The sequence below is a fragment of the Cellulosimicrobium sp. JZ28 genome (assembly GCF_015327065.1).
GTDB classification, from domain to species: Bacteria; Actinomycetota; Actinomycetes; order Actinomycetales; family Cellulomonadaceae; genus Cellulosimicrobium; species Cellulosimicrobium funkei.
The window spans coordinates 1377600-1397924 of the sequence record NZ_CP017660.1 but is presented as its reverse complement, the minus strand read 5'-3'; the positions used below and the strand labels follow the sequence as shown (position 1 = coordinate 1397924).

The window sequence follows — 20325 nt, the reverse complement described above, 5'->3', positions numbered from 1 at the left end:
GGGTCACCTCGTCCCGAGGGTCAAGACCCGTTTGGTCCGGACCGCGGGACGGGCGCACCATGGGGGCGTGCTACGCGCCCTCCTCCTCGAAAACCTGCACCCCCTCGCCGCCTCGAACCTCGAGGCCGCGGGCATCGACGTCACCGTCCGCACCGGGGCCCTCGACGAGTCCGAGCTGATCGAGGCGCTCGACGGCGTCCACCTGCTCGGCATCCGGTCCAAGACGAACGTCACGGCGAACGTGCTCGAGAACGCCCCCGACCTGGTGGCGCTCGGCGCGTTCTGCATCGGCACGAACCAGATCGACCTGCGCTCGGCCGCGACGCAGGGCGTCGCCGTGTTCAACGCGCCGTTCCAGAACACGCGCTCCGTCGTCGAGCTCGCGCTCGCCGAGATCATCGCGCTCACGCGCCGCCTCACCGAGCGCGACCGCGCGCTGCACGAGGGCCGCTGGGACAAGTCGGCGGAGGGTGCGCACGAGGTCCGTGGCCGCACGCTCGGCATCGTCGGCTACGGCAACATCGGCACGCAGCTCTCCGTGGTCGCCGAAAACCTCGGCATGTCGGTCGTCTTCTACGACACGGCGGAGAAGCTCGCGCTCGGCAACGCGCGCCGCATGGACACGCTCGACGAGCTGCTCGAGCAGGCCGACGTCGTCACGCTCCACGTCGACGGGCGCCAGGGCAACGCCGGGCTCTTCGGCGCCAAGCAGTTCGCCCGCATGCGCCCGGGCTCGATCTTCCTCAACCTGTCGCGCGGCTTCGTGGTGGACTACGGCGCGCTGCGCGAGGCGATCGTCGAGGGCCGCGTGGCCGGCGCCGCGGTCGACGTCTTCCCGCACGAGCCCAAGCGCAAGGGCGACGCGTTCGACTCCGAGCTGCGCGGCCTGCCGAACGTCATCCTCACGCCGCACATCGGCGGCTCGACGGAGGAGGCGCAGGAGGCGATCGGGCAGTTCGTGTCCGCGAAGCTGCGCGACTACCTCACCACCGGCTCCACGACGCTCAGCGTCAACGTGCCGAACCTCGCGCTCGAGCAGACGACGGGCATCACGCGCATCACGCACCTGCACCGCAACACCCCCGGTGTCCTCGCCGCCGTCAACGCGACCCTCGCCGAGCACGGGACGAACATCGAGGGCCAGCTCCTCGCCACCCGCGGCGAGATCGGCTACGTCGTCACCGACGTCGGCTCGCGCGTGGAGCCCGCCGTCATCGAGGCGCTGGCCGCGATGGAGCAGACGATCGCCCTGCGCATCCTCGACTGACGCAGCCCCGCACCCCGGGACCCTTCGCCGCGCGCGGCCCGTCCGCACGCGGCGAAGGTCCTCGGCGGCCGTGACCTTCGCCGCTGAGCGCCTCTCGCGCGCCGGTGCCACGATGAGGCATGACCGGATACACGCACGACGCGCCGCAGATCCTCGACGCCGACGCGTCGTGGGACCTCGTGGAGGGGACCCACGTCGCACGCCTCGCCGTGAGCGTGCGGGGCGAGCCGGACATCTACCCCGTCACCGTGCGGGCGCACGAGCGCACGCTCGCGTTCCGCACGGTCCCCGGCACGAAGCTCGCGACGCTCGCGATCAACGAGCGGGTCGCCCTGGAGTGGGACCACGTCGACGACGACGGGGCGTGGAGCGTCGTCGCGCGCGGCACCGCCCACCGTCTGCGCACCGAGCACGAGGTGGATCCCGTCCGGGAGGGTGCGGACCCGCTCGTCCCGACCGTCGACGTCCCGACCGAGGAGTGGGTCGTGGTCGCGGCCCACGAGCTCACCGGACGACGCTTCGCGCGCGCGGAGCCGTAGACCCCCGGACGCGCGACGTCCGGCCGCCCCGCAGGGGACGACCGGACGTCGGGGGTGCTGCTCAGCCGGACTTGCGGCGGAAGGTGCGCTGGACCGGGCCGACGGTCTCCGAGCCGTGCACGGAGCCCGTGTTCGACTCGCCGTCCGCCGTGCGGTGGCGCGCGGCGTTCTTCCGGTCGAGCGCCTCCCGGAACTTCGCCTTGGCCTCCTCGGTCGGTGCGGTCTCTGCAGCGGGTCGCTGCTGGTCGGACGCCATGGCGGTCTCCTCGTCGACGGGGAACTCGGTGGGGGCACTGCGGTCGGCCCGACGCTGCGGGCACCCCGCCAGCCTCCCCCACCGGGCGGCCCGACGCCACCTGATTTGTCCGCTCGGCCCGGCCGTCCCGGCCTTGCGGGCGGGTGACGCTGGCGACCGCGCCGGGAGCGCCGACGACCGCGCGGCGAAGGCCGTCGGGTAGCGTCGGGACGTGTCGCCCGATCCCACGCCGCAGGCCTCCCCCGCTGCTCCCCACGCCACAGGCGGTCCCGCGCCGGCGCGTGCCGCGCTCCCGCACCGCGCGCTCGGCCGGAGCGGCCTGCGCCTGCCGGAGGTCGCGCTCGGGCTCTGGCAGAACTTCGGCGTCGCCGACCCCTTCTCGACGCAGCGCGAGATCGTGCTGCACGCCGTCGACCGTGGCGTGACGCACCTCGACCTCGCGAACAACTACGGGCCGCCCGGCGGTGCCGCGGAGGAGTCGCTGGGCCGGCTGCTCGCGCGCGAGCTCCGACCCGTGCGCGACGAGCTCGTCGTGACCACCAAGGCGGGCTACCGCATGGGACCCGGCCCCTACGGCGAGGGCGGGTCCCGGAAGTACCTGCTCTCGTCCCTCGACGCGTCGCTGCGCCGGCTCGGGCTCGACCACGTCGACATCTTCTACTCGCACCGCTACGACCCGTCCACCCCGCTCGAGGAGACCATCGGTGGGCTGGCGACGGCGGTCCGGTCTGGGCGCGCCCGCTACGCCGGCATCTCGTCGTACTCCGCCCGGCGCACGCGCGAGGCCCTGCGGGTCGCGGCCGACGTCGGGGTCGAGCTCGTCGTCACGCAGGTCTCCTACTCCATGCTCAACCGGTGGATCGAGGCGCCCGACCCGCACGACGAGGCGGGGGCCACCGTGCTCGACGTCGCGGGCGACGAAGGTCTCGGCGTCGTCGCGTTCTCCCCGCTCGCCCAGGGCATGCTCACGGACCGCTACCTCCACGGGGTCCCGGACGGGTCGCGCGCGGCGCGCGGCGGGCCGCTGCGCCCGGCGTTCCTCTCTGAGGAGAACCTCGACCGCGTGCGCCACCTCGACGAGCTCGCGCGCGCCCACGGGCGGACGCTCGCGTCCACGGCGATCCGCTGGGCGCTGCGCGACGAGCGCGTCACGTCGGTCCTGCTCGGCGCGAGCTCGACGCGCCAGCTCGACGACAACCTCGCGGCCCTCGACGCCCCCGACCTCTCCCCGAGGAGCTCGAGGCCGTCGACGCCCTCCCCGTGGACACGGGAATCAACATCTGGGCGTCCCGGTCCAGCGACCTGTAGCGCTGCGGCCGCGCGCAGCCGTGTCCGGCTGTGCGGACCGAACCTCGGACCGGAGGCGCGAGGCGCGGGACCGTCGCGTGACCGTCAGGGCTGGGGTGCCGCCTCGCGGTCGGTCGCGGCGTCGTCGGTGGCCTCGGCCGCCGCACGGCCCGCCGCCGCCTCGCGCTCCTCCCGGTCGACACGCAGCGACGTGATGGCGCTCTCGAAGTCCTCGAGCGAGTCGAACGCCTGGTAGACGCTCGCGAAGCGCAGGTAGGCGACCTCGTCGAGCTCACGCAGCGGCCCGAGGATCGCGAGACCGATCTCGTAGGCGTCGAGCTCGGCGCTCCCGCTCGCGCGGATGGTCTCCTCGACGCGCTGCGCGAGGACGGCGAGGTCGTCCTCGTTCACCGGGCGCCCCTGGCAGGCCTTGCGGACGCCGTTGACGATCTTCTCGCGCGAGAAGGGCTCGGTCACGCCGGACCGCTTGACCACGGACAGGCTGGCGGTCTCGATCGTGGTGAAGCGACGGTTGCACTCCGGGCACTGGCGTCGCCGGCGGATGGAGGCACCGTCGTCGGACGTGCGGGAGTCGACGACGCGGGAGTCCGCGTGACGGCAGAACGGGCAGTGCATGGCGGGCTCCTCCGCGGGTCGCGCCGACAGGTCGGCGCGACGAACGTATGTCGTCGCGGGCGCGCGGTGCAACACGCCGACGACGCGCCCGGCCGCGGACAGCAGAACGGGGGCGGTCGAAGTCGACCGCCCCCGTCGGGACGCCCCCGTCCCCATCTCGCGCGCGACTCGCCTCGCGCGCGGCGACGTGCACAGGAGTCGCGGTGGTCCGCACACTCCTCGCCTCGTCCGCCCAGCCCCCAGCCGGCGTGTGAGGTGACACTAACTTAGGCGGACCTAAGGCCTCGGCGCAACCCTCGGCCGCAGCCTGTCGCACGTCAGCACCGTGTGCTGTGTCACAGGACCAGGAGTGCGATCGCGCTGCGTCACCGCTCGGCGACCGGGAGCAGGATGGTCTGGCCGGCCTGCACGCCGGACGACGACAGGCCGTTCAGCTCCACGAGCCCGCTGACCACCTCACGAAGGTCCTCCCCCGGGTTCGCGACGCCCTGGGCGAGCTCCCACAGCGTCTCCCCCGCGCTTACGACGTGGACGCGGACCTCGACCGGCTCCCCTGGCCCGCTCGCGACGGCCAGCCCGACCCTCGCCGCGAGGACGAGCACGACGGCCACGAGGAGCACGAGGACCGCACGGCCGCGTCGCGTGAGCCGCAGCGGCGCCTCCGGGCGCGCATCTCGCCCCGCTGCGCCGTCCCGCCCGAGCGCGGACGGCGCTGCCGTCGCCATCGCCACCGTGTCCATGTCCCCTCCGTCCCGGCCCGCGAGCCCGATCGCCTTCCCCGGTCGATCGGACCCGCGCGCCCGTCTCATCTCCGCGCCGACCGTTGCGGTCGAACACCTGTACGTAGAACATCTGTACGAAGGTCTATCACGAACGACCGACAGAGTCGAGACATGCTCGAACAGGTGTTTGATTCGTGTCGCATCCTCCCCTAGCCTGGGGTCAGGTCGGTTCGCCGGACATGTCCGCTCGGACCCGGAGGAGCGACCGAGGTCCCGGGGCGCACGCCCCCGGGGAGGGGAGGCCGCAGGCCCGGCTGGCGCCGGCGGCACGCGACGGACGAGGGCGGAGCGACCATGGCGGGACGAGGCACGGACAGGGCACGGGGGCTCGCCGAGGTGCGCGAGCTGCCGGACGGGTCGGCAGGGGGTGACGGGCTCACCCCGCGCCAGCGGCTCGTGCTCGAGACCATCCGCGCGTGCGTCGAGCAGCGCGGCTACCCGCCGAGCATGCGCGAGATCGGCGAGGCCGTCGGGCTCACGAGCCCGTCCTCCGTCAAGCACCAGCTCACCACGCTGGAGCGCAAGGGGTTCCTGCGGCGCGACCCGAACCGTCCGCGCGCCATCGAGGTGGTCCAGCCCGACGACGCCCGCCGTGCCACCCCGCTCGCGCCGGCAGGAACGGCCCCCGAGCCCGCGTACGACGAGGCCCACCCCGCGCCGTCGTACGTCCCCGTCGTCGGCCGCATCGCCGCCGGTGGCCCCATCCTCGCGGAGCAGGTCGTGGAGGACGTCTTCCCGCTGCCGCGCCAGCTCGTCGGCGAGGGAGAGCTCTTCCTCCTGCGCGTGCAGGGCGACTCGATGATCGACGCCGCGATCTGCGACGGCGACTGGGTCGTCGTGCGGCGCCAGCCGGTCGCGGAGAACGGCGAGATCGTGGCCGCCATGATCGACGGCGAGGCCACCGTGAAGAGCCTGCGGCGCGCCGACGGCCACGTGTGGCTCATGCCGCACAACGCCGCGTACGACCCGATCCCCGGCGACGATGCCCAGGTGCTGGGGCGCGTCGTCTCCGTCCTGCGCAGCCTCTGAACGGTCCCCGAGCGTCTCCGGGCGCCCCTGCGGGCAGGCTCGGGACAGCACGAGAGCCGGGCGGTCCCTCGACCGCCCGGCTCTCGTCGTGCCGGGCCCGACGGGCCCGTGGGCTCAGAGCCCGAAGCGTCGCGCGACCGCGCGCAGCGACTCCGCGGACGAGCGCAGGCCCGCGAGCTCGTCGTCCGCCAGCGGGACCTCGACACGCTCCGTCGCGCCCCGGCGGTCGACGAGCGTCGGGAGCGACAGGCACACGTCCTCGAGCCCGTAGATGCCGTCGAGGAGCGTCGACACGGGCAGCACCCGGTGCTCGTCGGCGAGCACCGCCTCGATGATCCGGGTGCCCGCGAGCCCGACCGCGTAGTTGGTCGCGCCCTTGCCCTCGATGATCCGGTAGGCCGACTGCACGACCTCGCGCGCGATCTCGTCGCGCACGTCGCCCGTGAGCGGTCCCCGACCGCCGATGCCCTGCCACTCGAGCAGCGGCGCGCCGCCGATCGTCGCGGAGCTCCAGAGCGGGATCTCGCTGTCGCCGTGCTCCCCCGCGATGTACGCGTGCACGTTCTGCACCGCGACGCCGCAGTGCTGCGCCACGAGGAACCGCAGCCGCGAGGAGTCGAGCACGGTGCCGCTGCCGAAGAGCTGCGTCGGGGGCAGCCCCGAGAACTTGAGCGCCGCGTACGTGACGATGTCGACGGGGTTGGTCACCATGACGTAGACGGCGTCCGGGGCCACCTCCACGAGGCCCGGCAGGATCGTCCGCATGAGCCCGATCGTGCCCTCGGCGAGGTCGAGGCGCGTCTGGCCCGGCTTCTGCTTGGCGCCGGCCGTGACCACGACGACGTCGGCCCCCGCGCACACCGCGACGTCGTCGGACCCCTCGACGCGCGCCATGGGCATGAACTGGATGCCGTGCTGGAGGTCGAGGACCTCGGCCTCGACCTTCGCGCGGTTGACGTCGAGGAGCGCCACCGTGCGCGCCGCGCCCCGCATGAGCGCGGCGTAGGCCAGCGTCGAGCCGACGGCACCGGCGCCGACGATCGCGAGCTTCGTCGTCCGCGCTCCCCCTCCCGGACCGCCCGTGGTCGCGTCGCCGGTGCCCTGCGGTGACGTGCTCGTCATGTCGCCTCCGTGAAGTCGCTGGAAAGGGCTCAGCCTAGGGCGGCGAGGCGGCGGAGCGCAGCGGTGGCCACGTCGCGGTCGGTCGTCTGCCAGAACCCCGGCATGGACCGCGTGAGGAACGACCCGTAGCGCGCCGTCACGAGCCGCGGGTCCAGGACCGCGACGACCCCGCGGTCGGCCGTGGACCGCACGAGCCGCCCGGCACCCTGGGCGAGCAGGAGGGCCGCGTGCGTCGCGGAGACCTGCATGAACCCGTTGCCGCCCGCGGCCTCGACGGCGCGAGCCCGCGCCGACCTCACCGGGTCGTCCGGGCGCGGGAACGGGATGCGGTCGATGAGCACGAGCTGGCACGACGGCCCGGGCACGTCCACGCCCTGCCACAGCGACAGCGTGCCGAACAGGCACGTCGCCGGGTCCTCGGCGAACTCCCGCACGAGCGTCGGCAGCTGGTCGTCGCCCTGGCACAGGACCGGCACGTCCAGCCGCTCGCGCATCGCCTCCGCCGCGGCCACCGCGGCGCGCCGCGAGGAGAACAGGCCGAGGGTCCGACCACCGGCGGCCTCGACGAGCGCCGCGATCTCGTCGAGCTGGTGCTCGGTCGACGCCTCGCGGCCGGGCGTCGGCAGGCGCTTCGCGACGTAGAGGATGCCCTGGCGCGGGTAGTCGAACGGGCTCCCGACGTCGAGCCCGCGCCAGCGCGGCGCGTCGCCGTCGCCCGCGTCCGCGGCTCCGCCCGTCGCCGCGGGGCCGAGCCCGAAGGTGCGCGCGACGGCGTCGAAGCTCCCGCCGAGCGCGAGCGTCGCGGACGTGAAGACGCCCGTGCGCTCCGCGAGCAGGTGGGTGCGGATGAGGCCCGCCACGCCGAGCGGGGCGGCGTGCAGGCGGCTCGCGCCGTCGCCGAAGCGGTCTCCGGACCAGCCGCCCTCCCCGGGCCGCGAGCACCACAGCACGTCGTGGCCCGTGGGGTCGGCCGCCATGCGCTCGGCGACCTCGAAGAGCTGCAGCATCGTCGACTGCGCCATCTTCAGGCCCGTGTCCGGCTGGGCCGGCTTGGTCACGCCGGTCTCGGGCTTGAGCGTGGAGAGCACCTCGCGCGCGGCGTCCCGCACCGCCGCGACGGCCGAGCGCGCGGCGTCGGGCAGGCCGTCGGGGAAGCGCTCGGCGGGCAGCGACCCGACGACCGTGCCGAACGCCGCGGACGCGGCGTCGAGCGCGTCCGTCGTGACCCCGCCGTGGCGGCGCGCGAGGCGCGCCGCGCTCTCGATCGCCGGGACCGACAGGTCCACCGTCGCGGCGGCCGTGACGCGGTCCGCGAGCTCGTGCGCCTCGTCGACGACGAGGACGTCGTGCTCGGGCAGCACCCCGGGCGACCCCATGGCCGCGATGCCGAGCATCGCGTGGTTCGTCACGACGACGTCGGCCTCGCGTGCCGCGGCGCGCGCCCGCTCGGGGAAGCACTCGGCGAGCAGCGGGCAGCGCTGGCCCAGGCACTCGAGCGCCGTGACGGAGACCTGCCGCCACGCCTTGTCGCTCACGCCGGGGACGAGGTCGTCCCGGTCGCCCGTGGGCGTCTCGTCGGCCCACTCCCGCAGGCGCACGACCTGCTCGCCGAGGGCCGCCATGCTCGTCCCTCCGCGCGCGGCGGGGTGGTCGGCGGCGCCCGCCGCCTCGCCGGGGAGGTCGAAGAGCGTGGGCTCGTCCGCGGGGTAGCCGCCCGCGATCTTGTGCACGCACACGTAGTTGTGCCAGCCCTTGAGGAGCGCGATCGACGCGGGCCGCGGGAGGCGGTCCGCGACGGCGTCGGCCACGAGCGGGAGGTCCCGCGTGATGACCTGGCGCTGGAGGGCGAGGGTCGCCGTCGAGACGACGACGCGCTCGTCGGTCGCGACCGCGTGGCGCACGGCCGGCACGAGGTACCCGAGCGACTTCCCCGTCCCGGTCCCGGCCTGGACCACGAGGTGCTCGGAACCCTCGATGGCGTCCGTGACGGCACGCGCCATGGTCCGCTGGCCGTCGCGCCGCGCGCCGCCCAGGCGCGTGACCGCGAGGTCGAGGAGCTCCTCGACGGCGGGCACGTCACCGGCCGCATGCCCGGGCGCCTCCGTGTCCGGACGGTCGGGCACGGGAGCGGTACGGGTGGAGGGGGGCACCTGCCGATTCTACGGTCGGGCACCCACGCGGCGGGGGCCCTGTGGACCGGCCCGGGACGCACGCGACCCCGCGCAGCCGTGGCTGCGCGGGGTCGTGCGTGGGGCCCACGCCGGGTCCGGCGCGGGGCGGGCCCGCCGCGCCGCGCCGGCGGGAGGCTCGGGGGCGGATCAGCTCACGGCGGAGGCGCCCACGAGCTCCGTCGCGAGGGCCTGGGCGACACGGCCGCGCAGGAGCGTGCCCTCGGGCGTGTGCTCCTCGTGGTCGATCTCGCCCTCGGTGTGCACGCGGTGCACGAGGTCGCCCCGGTGGTACGGCACGACGACGTCGATCTCGACGTCCGGGCGCGGGAGCTCGTGCGCGATGAGCTCGCGCAGGTGCTCGATCCCCTCGCCCGTGTGCGCCGACACGACGACCGTGCGGCGCTCGCGCAGCCGGATGCGCGCGATCGTCTCCGGGTCGGCGAGGTCCGCCTTGTTGAGCACGATCACCTCGGGCACGTCCTCCACGCCCGGGATGTCGGCCAGGACGTGGCGCACCGCCGCGATCTGGCCCTCCGGGTCCGGGTGCGAGGCGTCCACCACGTGCAGCAGCAGGTCGGCGTCGCCGACCTCCTCGAGCGTCGAGCGGAACGCCTCGACGAGCTGGTGCGGCAGCGCGCGCACGAACCCGACGGTGTCGGCGAGCGTGTAGACCCGGCCGTCCTCGGTGCGCGTGCGGCGCACCGTGGGGTCGAGCGTCGCGAACAGCGCGTTCTCGACGAGCACGCCCGCGCCGGTGATGGCGTTGAGCAGGCTCGACTTGCCCGCGTTCGTGTAGCCCGCGATCGCGACGGACGGCACGGCGTGCCGCTTGCGCGACGCGCGCTTCGTCTCGCGCCCCGGGGCCATCGCCTGGATCTCGCGGCGCAGCTTGGCCATGCGGTTGCGGATGCGCCGGCGGTCCAGCTCGATCTTCGTCTCACCGGGACCGCGCGACCCCATGCCCGCGCCGGCGCCGCCGACCTGGCCACCGGCCTGGCGGGACATCGACTCGCCCCAGCCGCGCAGGCGCGGGAGGAGGTACTCGAGCTGGGCGAGCTCGACCTGGGCCTTGCCCTCCCGCGACTTGGCGTGCTGGGCGAAGATGTCGAGGATCAGCGCGGTCCGGTCGATGACCTTGACCTTGACGATGTCCTCGAGCGCGCGCCGCTGGGAGGGCGCGAGCTCGCCGTCGATCACGACCGTGTCCGCGCCGCTGGCGGCGACGACGTCGGCGAGCTGCGCGGCCTTGCCGGAGCCCAGGTACGTGCCGGGGTCAGGCTTCGCGCGGCGCTGGATCACGCCGTCGAGCACCTGCGAGCCCGCGGTCTCCGCGAGGGCGGCGAGCTCGCGCAGCGAGATCTCGGCCTCCTCGGCGGACGTGGGCGCGCCGTCCTCGCGCGGGTCGGAGCCGGGGCTCCAGAGCCCGACGAGCACGACCTTCTCGAGGCGCAGCTGCCGGTACTCGACCTCGGTGACGTCCTCGAGCTCGGTCGACAGGCCGACGACGCGGCGCAGCGCGCTGCGCTCCTCGAGCTCGAGCTGCTCGCCGTCGTGCTCCGTGTGGACCGTGCCGCCCTCGGCGCGTGCCGTCCCGGCCCGAGCGAGCACCCGCGCCACGACGTCGCTCGCGATGTCCCGCGTCGCGCCGGTCGGCTCGTCCTGAGCCGAGGTGGGGTTCGGAGTGTTCGCAGGGGTTGGGCTCATGTGCCGCCTTCCGTCGGTGGTGGGCGCTCGTGCGTCCGGGTGTGACAACAAGCGTGGCACGCGAAATCGTCCCGAGGCCAGTGGTTAAGCCCACGACGAGCGGCCCGGTGCGCCGTACCGCCTCCTGACGTGGGCGCGCCCGCGTAGGATCGGCCGACGTGACCGAGGACCAGGACCCCGCCGTCGACGCCGCGCCCGACGGCGCCGCGGACCACTACTTCACCGCCCGGCCCGCGTCCGCCGCCGAGCGCCGCACGATCTCCGTGCGGCTCGCGGGCCGCGACGTCGAGGTCGAGGTCGCCTCGGGCGTCTTCTCCCCCGGCCGGCTGGACCTCGGCACGCAGGTGCTCCTGCGCACCACCCCGCCGCTCGACGACGTCCTCGCGGCCCGGCCCGACGACGGCCCCGCCCACGTCCTCGACCTCGGCTGCGGCTGGGGCCCGGTCGCCCTGACGATGGCCCTGGAGGCGCCGGAGGCGACCGTGTGGGCCGTCGACGTCAACGAGCGCGCGCTCGACCTCGTGCGCCGCAACGCGCAGCGTCTCGGGCTGGACAACGTCCGGGCCGTCCTCCCGGACGACGTGCCCGACCACGTCGCGCTCGCCGCGCTGTGGTCGAACCCGCCGATCCGGGTCGGCAAGGACGTCCTGCACGGGATGCTCCTGCACTGGCTGCCCCGGCTCGCGCCGGGCGCGAGCGCGCACCTCGTGGTGCAGCGCAACCTGGGCTCGGACTCGCTCCAGCGCTGGCTCGCCGAGGCGCTGCCCCCGCTCCTGCCGGGCGCGGTCGTCGAGCGCGCCGCGAGCGCGAAGGGGTTCCGCGTCCTCGAGGTCGTCGCGCCCCGCTGAGCCGGCGGTCAGACCGGCGCGCGGTCGCCCTCGGACGCCGCCGCGACCGGCTCGGCGGGCTGGGCGGTCACGAGGCCGTCCGCGCCCTGGTGCGCGTCGTCCTCCGGCGGGACCGGCGTCCCCGGGACGAGCGCGGCGAGGTCGATCTCCCCCGCGTGGACGAGCACCGCGGGACCGGCGAGCTCGACGCGGCCGCCCGGGAGCGCCCGCACGCGCACCGTGCCGCCCGGGACGTCGACGAGGTAGGTGTCCGGCGCGTCGGGGCCGCCCCACACGCGGACCGCGAGCGCCGCCGCGCACGCGCCCGTGCCGCACGACGGCGTCTCCCCGACGCCGCGCTCGTGCACGCGCATGCGCACGTGCCCGACGACGGTGCCGTCGTCCGCGGTCGTCTCGCCGAGGGGCACCACGAGCTCGACGTTCGTCCCGTGGGACGGGTGCGGCTCGACGACGGGCGCCTCGGTGAGGTCGGCGCGCTCGAGCACGTCCTCGCGCGCGACGGCGAGGACGGTGTGAGGGTTGCCGAGGTCGACGCTGAGCGCCGGGCGCGGGACCTCCCAGCCCCGCACGACGACTGTCGCGTCGTAGCCGTCCTGGAGCGCGGGGCGCCCGCCGGGGAGGAACCACGGGCCCATGTCGACGGCGAACCAGCCGTCGTCCTCCTTGCGCACGCGCTTGACGCCCGCGCGCGTGCCGACCGGGACCTCGGTGCCGCCCGCGAAGCTCACGAGCCCGAGGCGCTCGGCGAAGGCCGCGAAGACGCGGACCCCGTTGCCGCACATCTCGGCGACCGAGCCGTCGGCGTTGCGGTAGTCCATGAACCAGATGGCGTGCGGGTCCTCCGCGAGCACGTCGCGCGACTCCGGGACGAGCGCGGTCGGCACGAGGCGGATGACGCCGTCCCCCCCGACGCCGCCGCGGCGGTCGGCGAGCGCACGCACGAGCTCGGGCGTGAGGTCGAGCTCGCCCTTCGTGTCGGCGAGGAGCACGAAGTCGTTGCGGGTCCCGTGGCCCTTGGTGAAGCGGGTGCGCGTCATGAGCCCAGACTACGGCGCACGGGCGCGCTGCTGTCCGCCTCGTCCGGCCCGACGGCGGTGCCCGGCACGGTCGCGGGGTCGGGCCCGTCCGTGCCCTGCGCGGCAGCGCGCTCGTCCGCCGCGGCGACGAGCGCGAGAGCGTCCTCGACGCGCGCCGGCGACTGCGCGTCGAGCCACCCGACGCGCGGGTCCCGGCCGAACCAGCCCATCTGCTTGCGTGCGAGGCGCCGCGTGTTCGCGGTGACGGCCTCGCGCGCGGCGTCCTGCGTGGTCTCGCCGTGGAGCGCGGCGAGCACCTCCGCATAGCCGACGGCGCGCCGGGCCGTGCGGCCCATGCCGTGCGCCTCGACGCGGCGCACCTCGGCCACGAGGCCCTGCTCCCACATCCGCTCGACGCGGCCGGCGACCCGCGCGTCGAGCACGGCCCGGTCGCAGTCGAGGCCGATCTGCACGGTCGGGCGGACGTAGACCTGGCGCGGGAGGTTCGCCGTGAACGGCTCGCCGGTGAGCTCCATGACCTCGAGCGCCCGGACGAGCCGGCGGGTGTTGGCCGGGCCGATGCTCGCGGCGGCCGCGGGGTCGCGCCGGAGGAGCTCGTCGTGCAGCGCGCGCGGGCCCTGCTCGTCGGCGCGCGCCTCGAGCGCCGCCCGCACGGCGGGGTCCGTGCCCGGGAACCGCATGTCGTCGAGGAGGGCGCGGACGTACAGCCCGCTGCCGCCCACGACGACGGCGCGCGCCCCCCGGGCGGCGATCTCGTCGAGCACGCGGCGGGCCTCGCTCTGGTAGCGGGCCACGGACGCGTCCTCGGCGGGGTCGAGCACGTCCAGGAGGTGGTGGCGCACGCCGCGGCGCTCGGCGACGGGGACCTTCGCGGTCCCGACGTCCATGCCGCGGTAGAGCTGGTAGGCGTCGGCGTTGACGATCTCCGCGGGCGCCCCGGGGACGGACAGGCGCTCGGCGAGGTCGAGGGCGAGGTCGGACTTCCCCGTGGCCGTCGGGCCGACGACGGCGACGACGCCCGGGCCTGCGGGGTCGTGCTCGGTCTTCACCCGCGCAACGGTACCGCCCGGGCGGTCGGCGGCCCGAGGCGTGTGGGCGAGGATGCGTAGGGTGTCCGTGGTCGGTCCGCCCGCGCGCACCGACGCGTACGACCTCAGCACGACGACCTCGCACGACCTCTCAGACGACAAGGACTCGAGAACATGGGTTTCTTCACCAAGCCGGACGCCGCACCGACGAGCCAGAACGCGCCGCTGACGCGCGAGCGCGTCGAGGCGTTCCTCACGAGCCGCGAGTGGCGGTACTTCGTCGACTCGGACGGGGACCTGGGCGGCAACTGGGACGGCAAGGTGTTCTTCTTCTTCCTCATGGGCGAGAAGCAGGAGATCCTGCAGGTCCGCGGCCGGTGGAACCGGACGCTCCCGGCGTCGGCCGAGGCGCAGGTCGCGCTCGTCGCCAACGAGTTCAACCGCGACAAGATCTGGCCGAAGGTCTACGCGCGCGTCGAGGACGACCAGCTCGCGGTCTACACCGAGGTCGCGACGGACCTGGAGTTCGGCGTCGCGGACGACCAGCTCGGCCAGCTCATCGAGTGCGGCCTGTTCACGGGCCTGCAGTTCTTCGACGCGCTCGACGCCCGCTTCCCCGACACGGCCGCGCAGACCGTGGCCGAGGGCGGCGCCGACGTCGACGCGCGGTGACCGGCACGCACGAGACCACCGCGGGCCGCACCGCTCCGGACGGCGCCCCGGGCGAGGAGGCGACGACGGCCTTCCAGGTCGACCTGCGGGGCGTCGTCGACCTCCTGGCCCGGCACCTGTACTCGAGCCCGCGCGTCTACCTGCGCGAGCTGCTGCAGAACGGCGTCGACGCGATCACCGCGCGCGCCGGGCTCGAGGGACCGCAGGCCCCGGCGCGGATCCTGCTCCGCCCGCTGCCCGACGGTGGCCTGGAGGTGCACGACTCGGGTGTCGGCCTCACGCGGGACGAGGCGCAGGAGCTGCTCGCGACCATCGGGCGCAGCTCCAAGCGCGACGTCGAGCTCGGGACCGGTCGCGAGGAGTTCCTCGGCCAGTTCGGCATCGGGCTCCTGTCCGCGTTCATGGTCGCCGACGAGATCGAGCTCGTCTCGCGCTCCGCTCGCCGCACGGCGGCGGGCGGAGCGCCCGTCCCCGTGCGCTGGCGCGGCCGTGCCGACGGCCGGTACGAGCTCGTCGAGCTCGCGCCGGACGACCCGGCGGCACCCGCCGAGCCCGGGAGCGTCGTCCGGCTGCACCCGCGGCGGGACACCGAGCACTGGCTCGCCCCGGAGTCGGTGGTCGCGCTCGCCCAGGACTTCGGCTCGCTCCTGCCGGTCGAGCTGCTCGTCGAGACGCGTCTCGACGGCGGCCCCGGCGAGGACCGTGACGGCGGCGCCGGCGGCGACGCCCCGGTCGCGGTGCGCCGGCTCAGCGGGGAGGACCTGCCGTGGCGCGCTGCGCACCCGACGCCCGCGGCCCGCGACGCCGCGCTCGCCGGCTACGCCGAGCGCACGCTCGGCTTCACCCCGCTCGCACGGATCGACCTCGACCTGCCGCTCGCCGGCCTGACGGGCGTCGCGTACGTGCTCCCGGCCGCGGTCGCGCCGACCACGACGTCGCGGCACCGGGTCTACCTCAAGCGGATGCTCCTGGGCAGCGCGGTCGACGACCTGCTGCCCCCGTGGGCGTTCTTCGTGCGGTGCGTCCTCGACGCGTCCGTGCTGCGCCCGACGGCGTCGCGCGAGGGGCTGTACGAGGACGAGGTCCTGCTCGCGACCCGCGACGCGCTCGGGGCGCAGGTGCGCCGGTGGCTGCTCGAGACGCTCGCGACGGACTCGGTCCTCGCGCGGCGCTTCCTCGAGACCCACCACCTCGCCGTGCGCGCGCTCGCGCTCACCGACGACGAGATGCTCGACGTCGCCGCGCGCGTGCTGCCCTTCGAGACGACGGCCGGGTCCACGACCCTGGCGGACCTCGCGACGGACCACCCCGACGGGCGCCTGCTGTACACGGCGAGCGTCGAGGAGTTCCGGCGCATCGCGCCCGTCGCGGCGGCGCAGGGGCTCGCGGTCGTCAACGGCGGCTACGTCTACGACGCCGACCTGCTCGAGCGCGTCGCGGCGCGGTTCCCGCAGTGGCGGCTGTCGCCCGTCTCGGCCGCGGACGTCGCGCACGTCCTCACGGAGGTCGAGCCGCTGCGCGAGCTCGAGGTCGCCGACGCGCTCGCGTCGCTCGACGCCGCGCTCGCCGAGCAGGACTGCGACGTCGTGCTGCGCCGGTACGAGCCGGACGCCCTCCCGGCCATGCTCCTGCACGACCGCGAGGGCGACCACGCGCGCGAGGCCGCACGCGTCGCGGAGACGGACGACCTCTGGGGCGAGATCCTCGCGGGCCTCAGCGCCCCGGCCCGCCCCCGCCGCCTGGTCCTCAACGACGCCAACGCCACGGTGCGCGACCTGCTCGCGAGCCCCGACGCGCAGGTGCGCGCCGCGGGTGCCCGCTCCCTCTACGTCACGGCGGTGCTCGCGTCCGGCAAGGCGCTCCAGCCCGTCGAGGCGACCCTCATGAACGACTCCCTGTCGCTCCTGCTCGCCCGCGCCCTCGCGGCCGGGCAGGACCCCGCCACGGAACCCGACCCCCCTGCCGACGAGGAGAACCGATGACCCGGTCCGTGGACCAGGTGAACGCCGCCCTGTACGACGTCCGCCGCATGCCCTACGGCCTCGCGCGCTCCACGGCCGCCGCGGCCGAGCTCGAGCGCGTCGAGGCCGAGGGCCCCGACGCCGCGCGCGCCTACGCGCAGTTCGTCCTCGTCGAGTCGTACGTGTGGGGCGGCGAGGTGACCAAGGCGTACCTGCCGTTCACCAAGATGCTGCGCTGGTGGGACGAGCACCCCGAGCAGTTCGACGCCGAGGACACGCACTCGCTGTTCTGGTCGTTCAAGTGGATGGTCGGGCACCTCATGGAGTTCCCCGACGTCCCCGCCGCGCAGATCGAGCGCACGCTCGACGACATGGCGCGCCGGTACGCGCTCGCGGGCAACGGCACCAACGCGGTCGCCCTGGAGCGCTTCGAGTGGGCGCGCGAGCGTGGCGGCGCGGACGTCGAGGACGCGTACCGCGCGTGGGTCGCGACCCCGCGCGACGACTACTCGCAGTGCGAGGCGTGCGAGCCGGGCGACCGCGCGGCGTACCTCTTCGAGACGGGCCGGCACGACGAGGGCATCCGGCTGCTCGAGGGCGTGCTCCAGGGATCGCCGTCGTGCGCCACCGAGCCGGGCGACATGCTGTCCCACCTCCAGCTCGCGTACGTGGAGGTCGGCGACGCCGAGGCGGCGGCCCGCACGCACCGCCGCGGGCTGCGCCACCTCGACATCGGGGTGACGATGACGGGCCCGAAGGGTCGTCACGTGGAGTTCCTCGCCCGGACGGGCAACGCGTCGCGCGCGCTGCGCCTGCTCGTGGAGCACCAGGCGTTCCTCACGGAGGCGGACTCGCCGGGCGACCGGCTCGGCTTCCTCACGAGCGTGAGCGTCGCGACAGGCGTCCTGCGGGCCGACCACGGCGACACCGCGCTCGCGCTGCGAGACGTGCCCGCCACGACGCTCGCCGAGCTCGACGCGTGGGTGCGCGGCGAGGCGGCCGCACTCGCGCAGTCCTTCGACGCGCGCAACGGCACGACGGCGGCGTCCGAGCGGCTGCGCGCCGCGTGGGAGCGCGGCGCGCGCACGCTCCCCGTCGACCTGGCGGTGCTCTCCCTGGACACCCCGTCGGCGTCGCCGCGGCCCGTCGCCGTGGCCGAGGGCGCGACGAGCGGTCCGTCGGACCTCCCCGCCGGGCTCGCGCCGGAGGAGTCCGCGGTCACCGGCGGAGCCCCGGCGGAGGGCACCGACGAGCCCACCGACGCCGACGGCCTGCTCGCGCTCGCCGACGACGTCGCGGGTGACGACCCGGTCCGGGCGGCACGCCTCCTGCGTCGCGCGTCGTCGCACCTGGAGAGCTCCGGCCACCTCGACCGCGCCGGCTTCGCGCTCGCCGAGGCGGCGCAGCTCGCCGCGCTCGAGGGCGACGACGAGGGCGCCGCGCCCGCCTTCCTGCACGCGCTCGCGCTCCTGCGCGCCGGTGGTGTCGCGCCCCGGTTCGTCGGGCAGGTCGTGCGTGCCTACGCGCGGCTCGAGGCCGGGCGGGGCGACGTGACCGCCGCCCTGGCCCAGGTCGAGCGCACGCTCGACGACCTGGCCGCAGCGGGCGAGGGCACCGACGTCGCGCCGGCGCCGCGGGCCGCCGAGCTCGTCGAGCGCGACGCCGCGGCCGACGCGCGCGAGCGCCGCGACCTCGACGACACGCGCGCCCGTCTGCTCGCCACCGCGGGCGAGCTCGACGCGGCGGCGACGCTCGCGGAGTCCGTCGCCGAGGAGTTCGCCCGCGCCGGGGACGTCCGCGACGCGGCGCACGCCTTCTGGCTCGCCGGGCGCTCGCGCTGCGCGGCGGGGAAGGACACGGACGCGGTGGAGCTGCTCGAGTCGGCCATGGAGGGCTTCGCGATCGTCCACGACGCGGAGTCGCGCGCGATGGTGGGCAACGAGATGGTCGCGGCGCTGCGCCGGCTCGGGCGCGACGACGAGGCGGCCGCCGTCGGGACGGGCCTCAGCGGCTGACGACGGGCCCGGCCGGGCGGGCGGCGGGCCCCGCCGGGCGGTCGGCGGCTGCGGGGGCGCGGACCTCGTACCGCCGGACCGCCGCGGCGGGGTCCGGCTCGTCGGCCGGCGCGACCGGCGCGGCCTCGGCGCCCGCCGCGGCGACGAACCCGTCGAGCACGGCCTCCGGCAGGGGCGCACGCGGGTCGTGCACGACGACGAGCCGCGCCCCCTCCCGGGCGAGCTCCGCACCGAGTTCTCGAGCGGCGTCCAGGACGGTCTCCGTCGCCGCACCCGCCTCCGTGCTCGTCTCCGTGTCCGCCTCCGAACTCGTCCCCGAGCTCGTCTCCAAGCTTGTTTCCGCGCTCATTCCTGCTGCCGTCCGCGTCGCCGCGCCACCGAGCTCGACGACGTCGACGGGACCGGTCCAGCCCGCACCGGCGAGCGCGAGGAGCGCCACGGAGGCGGCCGTCCCGGCGACCGGCCGGTCGAACGGTCGCGTGGCGGCGGCCCATGCGGGGTCGATCCACCGGTCGGCGACGCCCGCCGCGGCGAGCGAGGCCCGCGCAGGGCCACGCGTTCCTTCCACGCCCGGGGCGACCACGACGACGGCCGTCGCACCCGCCTCATCGGGTGGGCCCGCCACGAGGTCGGCGAGCGCCGCGAGCGCGGCGTCGCGCACCGGCCCGAGGACCGAGGCGGCACCGGCCGCCCCCGGGACGAGCAGGGCGGTTCCGGGGAGCACGACGGCGCGGACGGTCACCGTCCCACCGTAGTGGTGCCCGCTCCACCACCCTCGCCGCGCCTCCCCGGACGGCCCGCGATGCGGCGTCCGCGGGCGCGCGCGAGTACGGTAGGGAGGTGAGGTTCTTCGGGGCGCGGGACGACGACGACCGGCGGGACGGGAATCCCGGCGGAGCGCAGGACGGGGGCCGGTCCGGCGCGGCCCGGCCGGCGGACGACCTGCAGTCGCAGGTCGAGGACCTGCTGGCACGCGAGCTGGGTCAGGTCGCGACCGACGTCCTGCGGCCTCCCACACCGCTCACGCTCTCGCGGGTCGTCGAGTGGATCACCGACAGCGGGTACAGCTACTTCGTCGACTCCGACGGCGACGTCGGCGGGCTGTGGCACGGCCGCCTGTTCTACTTCCTGCTCTTCGGCAACGACGACGAGATCCTCCAGGTGCGCGGCCAGTGGAACCGCGACCTCGCGCTCGAGCGCCTCGAGGAGATCCTCGAGTTCTGCAACGAGTGGAACGCCGACCGGATCTGGCCCAAGACCTACACGCGCGTCCGCGACAACGGGATGATCCAGGTCTTCACCGAGGTCACGGTCGACCTCGAGCACGGCGTGACGGACGACCAGCTCGACCAGCTCCTCCAGTGCGGTCTGAGCACGGGGTCGATGTTCTTCGACGCGCTCGACGAGTTCTACCCGGACCCCGCGAGGCAGGCGCCATGACGCAGGCCCGCACCAACTGGTTCACGCGCCTGTTCGGCAACCGCCGGCCCAAGGCGCCGGACTCGCTGCCCCGCGAGGAGGAACTGCCGCGCGCGCTGTCGATGGCGCGCATCGGCGACCACCTGACGCGCCGCGGGTACCACTTCCGCGTCGACGACGACGGCGACATCACGGGTACGTGGGACGGGCACCGCTTCTGGTTCCTGCTGCTCGGCGACCGGTCGGAGATCCTCCAGGTCCGCGGCCGCTGGTCGACGACGCTCCCCGTCGAGTCGCGCCTCGTCACGCTCCAGACCGTCAACGACTGGAACCGCGAGCGCATCTGGCCCAAGGTCTACGTGCGGGAGGAGGGCGGCCGGCTCGCGCTCTACGCCGAGGTCTCCGTCGACCTCGAGCACGGCGCGACCGACGACCAGCTCGCCCAGACCGTCTCGTGCGGGCTCGGCACGGCCGTGCAGCTCTTCCACGCCATCGGCGCCCAGCTCCCGCCGGGGACCCTGGACGACTGACGTCCTGGCGCCGTCGTGCGCG

General features: G+C 75.3%; 18 protein-coding genes and 1 pseudogene. 10 read left to right on the top strand and 9 right to left on the bottom strand.

Features of this window, described 5'->3' with window-relative positions; all coding sequences use genetic code 11:
* Positions 1-67 precede the first annotated feature (67 nt).
* A complete protein-coding gene (gene serA / locus BJP59_RS06420) occupies positions 68-1267 on the top strand; it encodes a phosphoglycerate dehydrogenase (RefSeq protein WP_021482809.1) in 1200 nt (399 codons plus the stop codon).
* A 119-nt stretch (positions 1268-1386) separates the two neighbouring features.
* Positions 1387-1806, top strand: coding sequence for a pyridoxamine 5'-phosphate oxidase family protein (locus tag BJP59_RS06415; RefSeq protein WP_194522507.1), 420 nt, complete (start codon positions 1387-1389; stop codon positions 1804-1806).
* A gap of 61 nt (positions 1807-1867) precedes the next feature.
* Here the strand turns inward: BJP59_RS06415 and BJP59_RS06410 are convergent, their stop codons facing one another.
* Positions 1868-2062: a DUF5302 domain-containing protein gene (locus tag BJP59_RS06410; protein WP_031316400.1), complete on the bottom strand. Its 195-nt coding sequence runs from the start codon at positions 2060-2062 to the stop codon at positions 1868-1870.
* Between the two features lie 211 nt (positions 2063-2273).
* Here BJP59_RS06410 and BJP59_RS06405 point away from each other — a divergent pair.
* Positions 2274-3230: pseudogene (locus BJP59_RS06405) on the top strand (aldo/keto reductase); the annotation flags it as partial.
* 224 nt (positions 3231-3454) lie between these two features.
* On the opposite strand, the gene nrdR reads toward BJP59_RS06405, so the two are convergent.
* Positions 3455-3985: a transcriptional regulator NrdR gene (gene nrdR / locus BJP59_RS06400; RefSeq protein ID WP_086151384.1), complete on the bottom strand. Its 531-nt coding sequence runs from the start codon at positions 3983-3985 to the stop codon at positions 3455-3457.
* 365 nt (positions 3986-4350) lie between these two features.
* The gene (locus BJP59_RS06395) at positions 4351-4725 is read right to left on the bottom strand and encodes a LysM peptidoglycan-binding domain-containing protein (protein WP_228485305.1); all 375 of its coding nucleotides are present in this window, start codon (positions 4723-4725) and stop codon (positions 4351-4353) included.
* A 336-nt stretch (positions 4726-5061) separates the two neighbouring features.
* On the opposite strand from BJP59_RS06395, the gene lexA reads away from it, so the two are divergent.
* Complete coding sequence (gene lexA, locus BJP59_RS06390; protein ID WP_031315073.1) at positions 5062-5796, top strand: transcriptional repressor LexA; 735 nt, start codon at positions 5062-5064, stop codon at positions 5794-5796.
* Positions 5797-5910: 114 nt separating this feature from the next.
* Here the strand turns inward: lexA and BJP59_RS06385 are convergent, their stop codons facing one another.
* From BJP59_RS06385 to hflX, 3 genes are all read right to left on the bottom strand, one after another.
* Complete coding sequence (locus BJP59_RS06385; protein WP_021479748.1) at positions 5911-6918, bottom strand: L-lactate dehydrogenase; 1008 nt, start codon at positions 6916-6918, stop codon at positions 5911-5913.
* 29 nt (positions 6919-6947) lie between these two features.
* Positions 6948-9041: an ATP-dependent DNA helicase gene (locus BJP59_RS06380; protein WP_442861546.1), complete on the bottom strand. Its 2094-nt coding sequence runs from the start codon at positions 9039-9041 to the stop codon at positions 6948-6950.
* Between the two features lie 195 nt (positions 9042-9236).
* Entirely contained in the window at positions 9237-10793 is a 1557-nt protein-coding gene (hflX, locus tag BJP59_RS06375; RefSeq protein ID WP_194522506.1) for a GTPase HflX, read from the bottom strand.
* Between the two features lie 158 nt (positions 10794-10951).
* Here hflX and BJP59_RS06370 point away from each other — a divergent pair, with 158 nt between their 5' ends.
* A complete protein-coding gene (locus BJP59_RS06370; RefSeq protein WP_194522505.1) occupies positions 10952-11641 on the top strand; it encodes a class I SAM-dependent methyltransferase in 690 nt (229 codons plus the stop codon).
* A gap of 8 nt (positions 11642-11649) precedes the next feature.
* Here BJP59_RS06370 and dapF read toward each other — a convergent pair whose 3' ends face one another.
* Both dapF and miaA read right to left on the bottom strand, forming a co-directional pair.
* Complete coding sequence (dapF, locus tag BJP59_RS06365; RefSeq protein ID WP_081599983.1) at positions 11650-12678, bottom strand: diaminopimelate epimerase; 1029 nt, start codon at positions 12676-12678, stop codon at positions 11650-11652.
* The gene (miaA, locus tag BJP59_RS06360; RefSeq protein ID WP_194522504.1) at positions 12675-13727 is read right to left on the bottom strand and encodes a tRNA (adenosine(37)-N6)-dimethylallyltransferase MiaA; all 1053 of its coding nucleotides are present in this window, start codon (positions 13725-13727) and stop codon (positions 12675-12677) included. Before miaA ends, dapF begins: the two co-directional genes overlap by 4 nt.
* Before the next feature lie 153 nt (positions 13728-13880).
* Between miaA and BJP59_RS06355 the strand changes: the two genes are divergently transcribed.
* Genes BJP59_RS06355 through BJP59_RS06345 form a run of 3 tightly spaced genes read left to right on the top strand, consistent with a single transcriptional unit; the run spans position 13881 to position 18354 of the window.
* Positions 13881-14378: a YbjN domain-containing protein gene (locus BJP59_RS06355; RefSeq protein WP_021483506.1), complete on the top strand. Its 498-nt coding sequence runs from the start codon at positions 13881-13883 to the stop codon at positions 14376-14378.
* Positions 14375-16360 (top strand): HSP90 family protein, encoded by a 1986-nt coding sequence (locus tag BJP59_RS06350; protein WP_194522503.1) that lies wholly within the window; start codon positions 14375-14377, stop codon positions 16358-16360. The genes BJP59_RS06355 and BJP59_RS06350 overlap by 4 nt, the downstream gene beginning before the upstream one ends.
* Positions 16357-18354: a hypothetical protein gene (locus tag BJP59_RS06345; RefSeq protein WP_194522502.1), complete on the top strand. Its 1998-nt coding sequence runs from the start codon at positions 16357-16359 to the stop codon at positions 18352-18354. The genes BJP59_RS06350 and BJP59_RS06345 overlap by 4 nt, the downstream gene beginning before the upstream one ends.
* Here BJP59_RS06345 and BJP59_RS19715 read toward each other — a convergent pair.
* Positions 18344-19096 (bottom strand): hypothetical protein, encoded by a 753-nt coding sequence (locus tag BJP59_RS19715; RefSeq protein ID WP_228485304.1) that lies wholly within the window; start codon positions 19094-19096, stop codon positions 18344-18346. The genes BJP59_RS06345 and BJP59_RS19715 overlap by 11 nt on opposite strands.
* Before the next feature lie 98 nt (positions 19097-19194).
* Here BJP59_RS19715 and BJP59_RS19710 point away from each other — a divergent pair, with 98 nt between their 5' ends.
* Together BJP59_RS19710 and BJP59_RS06330 are read left to right on the top strand one after the other, a co-directional pair.
* On the top strand, positions 19195-19794 hold the full coding sequence (locus BJP59_RS19710) for a YbjN domain-containing protein (RefSeq protein WP_081599986.1): 600 nt from the start codon (positions 19195-19197) through the stop codon (positions 19792-19794).
* Positions 19791-20303 carry a YbjN domain-containing protein gene (locus tag BJP59_RS06330; protein ID WP_021483660.1) on the top strand — a complete coding sequence of 171 codons (513 nt, stop codon included), beginning with the start codon at positions 19791-19793 and terminating at the stop codon, positions 20301-20303. The genes BJP59_RS19710 and BJP59_RS06330 overlap by 4 nt, the downstream gene beginning before the upstream one ends.
* The last annotated feature ends 22 nt before the right edge of the window (positions 20304-20325 follow it).